The organism is Lactobacillus selangorensis (assembly GCF_001437205.1).
Lineage (GTDB): Bacteria > Bacillota > Bacilli > Lactobacillales > Lactobacillaceae > Paralactobacillus > Paralactobacillus selangorensis.
This window is the reverse complement of the sequence record NZ_JQAZ01000013.1, coordinates 1-5,468: the sequence shown is the minus strand read 5'-3', so window position 1 is coordinate 5,468 and position 5,468 is coordinate 1. Positions and strand designations below refer to the sequence as shown.

Sequence of the window (5,468 nt, the reverse complement as noted above, 5' to 3'; positions counted from 1 at the left end):
CTTTGAAAACTGAACAAAGTATCGATTGAATCAAATGTGCAGGGCTTTTGCTTCTTATGAAGCTAAAAGCAAAACATTTGCGAAGTCAATTCGCTAGCAAGTAAATTTTTAAAAATGAGCTACAAGCTTATCATTTTATATGAGAGTTTGATCCTGGCTCAGGACGAACGCTGGCGGCGTGCCTAATACATGCAAGTCGAACGAACTTTCATCGAGTGCTTGCACTTGATGAAAGTGAGTGGCGGACGGGTGAGTAACACGTGGGTAACCTGCCCCAAAGCGGGGAATAACATTTGGAAACAGATGCTAATACCGCATAACAACGAAGACCACATGGTCTTCGTTTGAAAGACGGCGTAAGCTGTCACTTTGGGATGGACCCGCGGCGTATTAGCTAGTTGGTAAGGTAACGGCCTACCAAGGCGATGATACGTAGCCGACCTGAGAGGGTAATCGGCCACATTGGGACTGAGACACGGCCCAAACTCCTACGGGAGGCAGCAGTAGGGAATCTTCCACAATGGACGAAAGTCTGATGGAGCAACGCCGCGTGAGTGAAGAAGGTTTTCGGATCGTAAAACTCTGTTGTTAGAGAAGAACGTGGGTGAGAGTAACTGCTCATCCAGTGACGGTATCTAACCAGAAAGCCACGGCTAACTACGTGCCAGCAGCCGCGGTAATACGTAGGTGGCAAGCGTTGTCCGGATTTATTGGGCGTAAAGCGAGCGCAGGCGGTCTTTTAAGTCTGATGTGAAAGCCCTCGGCTTAACCGAGGAAGTGCATCGGAAACTGGAAGACTTGAATGCAGAAGAGGAGAGTGGAACTCCATGTGTAGCGGTGAAATGCGTAGATATATGGAAGAACACCAGTGGCGAAGGCGGCTCTCTGGTCTGTGATTGACGCTGAGGCTCGAAAGCGTGGGTAGCAAACAGGATTAGATACCCTGGTAGTCCACGCCGTAAACGATGAATACTAAGTGTTGGAGGGTTTCCGCCCTTCAGTGCTGCAGCTAACGCATTAAGTATTCCGCCTGGGGAGTACGACCGCAAGGTTGAAACTCAAAGGAATTGACGGGGGCCCGCACAAGCGGTGGAGCATGTGGTTTAATTCGACGCAACGCGAAGAACCTTACCAGGTCTTGACATCTTCTGCTATCTCTAGAAATAGAGAGTTCCCTTCGGGGACAGAATGACAGGTGGTGCATGGTTGTCGTCAGCTCGTGTCGTGAGATGTTGGGTTAAGTCCCGCAACGAGCGCAACCCTTATTACTAGTTGCCAGCATTAAGTTGGGCACTCTAGTGAGACTGCCGGTGACAAACCGGAGGAAGGTGGGGATGACGTCAAATCATCATGCCCCTTATGACCTGGGCTACACACGTGCTACAATGGATGGTACAACGAGTCGCTAAACCGCGAGGTCAAGCTAATCTCTTAAAACCATTCTCAGTTCGGATTGCAGGCTGCAACTCGCCTGCATGAAGTTGGAATCGCTAGTAATCGCGGATCAGCACGCCGCGGTGAATACGTTCCCGGGCCTTGTACACACCGCCCGTCACACCATGAGAGTTTGTAACACCCGAAGTCGGTGGGGCAACCCCGTAAGGGGAGCTAGCCGCCTAAGGTGGGACAGATGATTAGGGTGAAGTCGTAACAAGGTAGCCGTAGGAGAACCTGCGGCTGGATCACCTCCTTTCTAAGGAATAATTACGGAACTGTACATTTGTTCGATACTTTGTTTAGTTTTGAGAGGTCTACTCTCAACTTATAACTGGAAGCGTCTGTCNGTACACACCGCCCGTCACACCATGAGAGTTTGTAACACCCGAAGTCGGTGGGGCAACCCCGTAAGGGGAGCTAGCCGCCTAAGGTGGGACAGATGATTAGGGTGAAGTCGTAACAAGGTAGCCGTAGGAGAACCTGCGGCTGGATCACCTCCTTTCTAAGGAATAATTACGGAACTGTACATTTGTTCGATACTTTGTTTAGTTTTGAGAGGTCTACTCTCAACTTATAACTGGAAGCGTCTGTCGGGCCTATAGCTCAGTTGGTTAGAGCGCACGCCTGATAAGCGTGAGGTCGGTGGTTCAAGTCCACCTAGGCCCATATTTCCAATTATGGGGGCTTAGCTCAGATGGGAGAGCGCCTGCTTTGCACGCAGGAGGTCATCGGTTCGATCCCGTTAGCCTCCATTGCCGGTCCCCAGATCGGCAATGTAACTTTGTTCTTTGAAAACTGGATAGTCTATTCAAATGTTTTAACAATATAATTAAAACCGAGAACACCGCGTTTTTGAGTTCTAATATGAATTAGTTTACAACTAATCGCTAAACTCATTAACCGCGATAACATCGTTATCGTTAGGTTAAGTTACAAAGGGCGCACGGTGGATGCCTTGGCACTAGGAGCCGATGAAGGACGGGACTAACACCGATATGCTTCGGGGAGCTGTAAGTAAGCTTTGATCCGGAGATTTCCGAATGGGGCAACCCAACCAGTTATGCTGGTTATCTATTACTGAATACATAGGTAATAGAAGGTAGACGCAGGGAACTGAAACATCTAAGTACCTGCAGGAATAGAAAGAAAATTCGATTCCCTCAGTAGCGGCGAGCGAACGGGGAACAGCCCAAACCAAGAAGCTTGCTTCTTGGGGTTGTAGGACTGGACTTTAGAGTTACCAAAGTAATGATTAGTAGAAGTAGTTGGAAAGCTACGCCAAAGGGCGTGATAGCCGCGTATACTAAAATCATTACCCTCTGTCCAGGATCCTGAGTACGGCGGAACACGTGAAATTCCGTCGGAATCCGGGAGGACCATCTCCCAAGGCTAAATACTCCCTAGTGACCGATAGTGAACCAGTACCGTGAGGGAAAGGTGAAAAGCACCCCGGAAGGGGAGTGAAATAGTTCCTGAAACCGTGTGCCTACAATTAGTCAAAGCCCATTTATGGGTGATGGCGTGCCTTTTGTAGAATGAACCGGCGAGTTACGCTAGCATGCGAGGTTAAATCGAAAAGATGGAGCCGTAGCGAAAGCGAGTCTGAAATGGGCGCTTAAGTATGTTGGTGTAGACCCGAAACCAAGTGACCTACCCATGTCCAGGTTGAAGGTGCGGTAAAACGCACTGGAGGACCGAACTCATGTATGTTGAAAAATGCTGAGATGAGGTGTGGGTAGCGGTGAAATTCCAAACGAACTTGGAGATAGCTGGTTCTCTCCGAAATAGCTTTAGGGCTAGCCTCGGATGTTTGATCATGGAGGTAGAGCACTGTTTGGGTAAGGGGTCCGTCTTGGATTACTGAGCTCAGATAAACTCCGAATGCCATTGATCATATAGTCCGGGAGTCAGACAGTGAGTGATAAGATCCATTGTCGAAAGGGGAACAGCCCAGATCACCAGTTAAGGTCCCTAAATTCATGCTAAGTGGAAAAGGATGTGGCGTTGCACAGACAACTAGGATGTTGGCTCAGAAGCAGCCATCATTTAAAGAGTGCGTAATAGCTCACTAGTCGAGTGACGCTGCGCCGAAAATGTACCGGGGCTAAGCATGATACCGAAACTGTGGATGGATACCTTTGGTATCCGTGGTAGGAGAGCGTTCTAAGGGCGTTGAAGTCAGATCGTGAGGACTGATGGAGCGCTTAGAAGTGAGAATGCCGGCATGAGTAGCGAAAGATGAGTGAGAATCTCATCCACCGAATGACTAAGGTTTCCTGGGGAAGGCTCGTCCTCCCAGGGTTAGTCGGGTCCTAAGTCGAGGCCAAGAGGCGTAGACGATGGATAACAGGTTGATATTCCTGTACTAATTGGTTTTGTTTGAGCGATGGAGGGACGCAGGAGGCTAAGAAATGCACCCGGCTGGAAATGGGTGTCCAAACAACAAGTCTTGATAGGAGTCAAATGCTTCTATCTTTAAGGACAAGTTGCGATGGGGAGCGAAATTTTAGTAGCGAAGTTTCTGACGTCACACTGCCGAGAAAAGCTTCTAGTGAGAAACAAATTACCCGTACCGCAAACCGACACAGGTAGTCGAGGAGAGAATCCTAAGGTGAGCGAGTGAACTCTCGTTAAGGAACTCGGCAAAATAGCCCCGTAACTTCGGAATAAGGGGTGCTGACCGTAAGGTCAGCCGCAGTGAATAGGCCCAAACAACTGTTTATCAAAAACACAGGTCTCTGCTAAATCGTAAGATGACGTATAGGGGCTGACACCTGCCCGGTGCTGGAAGGTTAAGAGGATGAGTTAGCTTCGGCGAAGCCCAGAATTGAAGCCCCAGTAAACGGCGGCCGTAACTATAACGGTCCTAAGGTAGCGAAATTCCTTGTCGGGTAAGTTCCGACCCGCACGAAAGGTGTAATGATTTGGGCACTGTCTCAACGAGAGACTCGGTGAAATTATGGTACCCGTGAAGACGCGGGTTACCCGCGACAGGACGGAAAGACCCCATGGAGCTTTACTGTAGCTTGATATTGAGTGTTTGTACAGCTTGTACAGGATAGGTAGGAGCCGTTGAAACCGGGACGCTAGTCTCGGTGGAGGCGTTGGTGGGATACTACCCTTGCTGTATGAACCCTCTAACCCATACCACTAAGCGTGGTAGGAGACAGTGTCAGGTGGGCAGTTTGACTGGGGCGGTCGCCTCCTAAAATGTAACGGAGGCGCCCAAAGGTTCCCTCAGAATGGTTGGAAATCATTCGCAGAGTGTAAAGGTATAAGGGAGCTTGACTGTGAGACTGACAAGTCGAGCAGGGACGAAAGTCGGGCTTAGTGATCCGGTGGTTCCGTATGGAAGGGCCATCGCTCAACGGATAAAAGCTACCCTGGGGATAACAGGCTTATCTTCCCCAAGAGTCCACATCGACGGGAAGGTTTGGCACCTCGATGTCGGCTCATCGCATCCTGGGGCTGTAGTCGGTCCCAAGGGTTGGGCTGTTCGCCCATTAAAGCGGTACGCGAGCTGGGTTCAGAACGTCGTGAGACAGTTCGGTCCCTATCCGTCGCGGGCGTAGGAAATTTGAGAGAAGCTGTCCTTAGTACGAGAGGACCGGGATGGACACACCGCTGGTGTACCAGTTGTGCCGCCAGGCGCATCGCTGGGTAGCTATGTGTGGCAGGGATAAACGCTGAAAGCATCTAAGTGTGAAGCCCCTCTCAAGATGAGATTTCCCATTCCATTATGGAAGTAAGACCCCTGAAAGATGATCAGGTAGATAGGCTGGAGGTGGAAGCACCGTGAGGTGTGGAGCTGACCAGTACTAATCGGTCGAGGACTTAACCAAGTAAAAGGTTGTTCTCAAGTTTGAAGAGACTATCCAGTTTTGAGAGAACAAAGTTCTTTCAAACCAAATAGTGTGGTGGCGATAGCGAGAAGGTTACACCTGTTCCCATGCCGAACACAGAAGTTAAGCTTCTCCACGCTGATAGTAGTTGGTGGGAAACTGCCTGCGAGGGTAGGTAGCTGCCGCGCT

At 49.8% G+C, this 5,468-nt stretch carries 2 tRNA genes and 3 rRNA genes; all 5 read left to right on the top strand.

Going from position 1 to position 5,468, the window contains the following annotated elements:
- Positions 1 to 135 precede the first annotated feature (135 nt).
- Positions 136 to 1,693, top strand: a 16S ribosomal RNA gene (locus IV40_RS10380).
- 336 nt (positions 1,694 to 2,029) lie between these two features.
- Positions 2,030 to 2,103 (top strand) — tRNA-Ile (locus IV40_RS10375).
- Positions 2,104 to 2,116: 13 nt separating this feature from the next.
- Positions 2,117 to 2,189 (top strand) — tRNA-Ala (locus tag IV40_RS10370).
- A 171-nt stretch (positions 2,190 to 2,360) separates the two neighbouring features.
- A 23S ribosomal RNA gene (locus IV40_RS10365) occupies positions 2,361 to 5,279 on the top strand.
- Positions 5,280 to 5,350: 71 nt separating this feature from the next.
- Positions 5,351 to 5,467 (top strand): 5S ribosomal RNA (gene rrf, locus IV40_RS10360).
- Together the 16S, 23S and 5S rRNA genes with 2 tRNA genes alongside form the textbook arrangement of a ribosomal RNA operon.
- Position 5,468 lies beyond the last annotated feature (1 nt).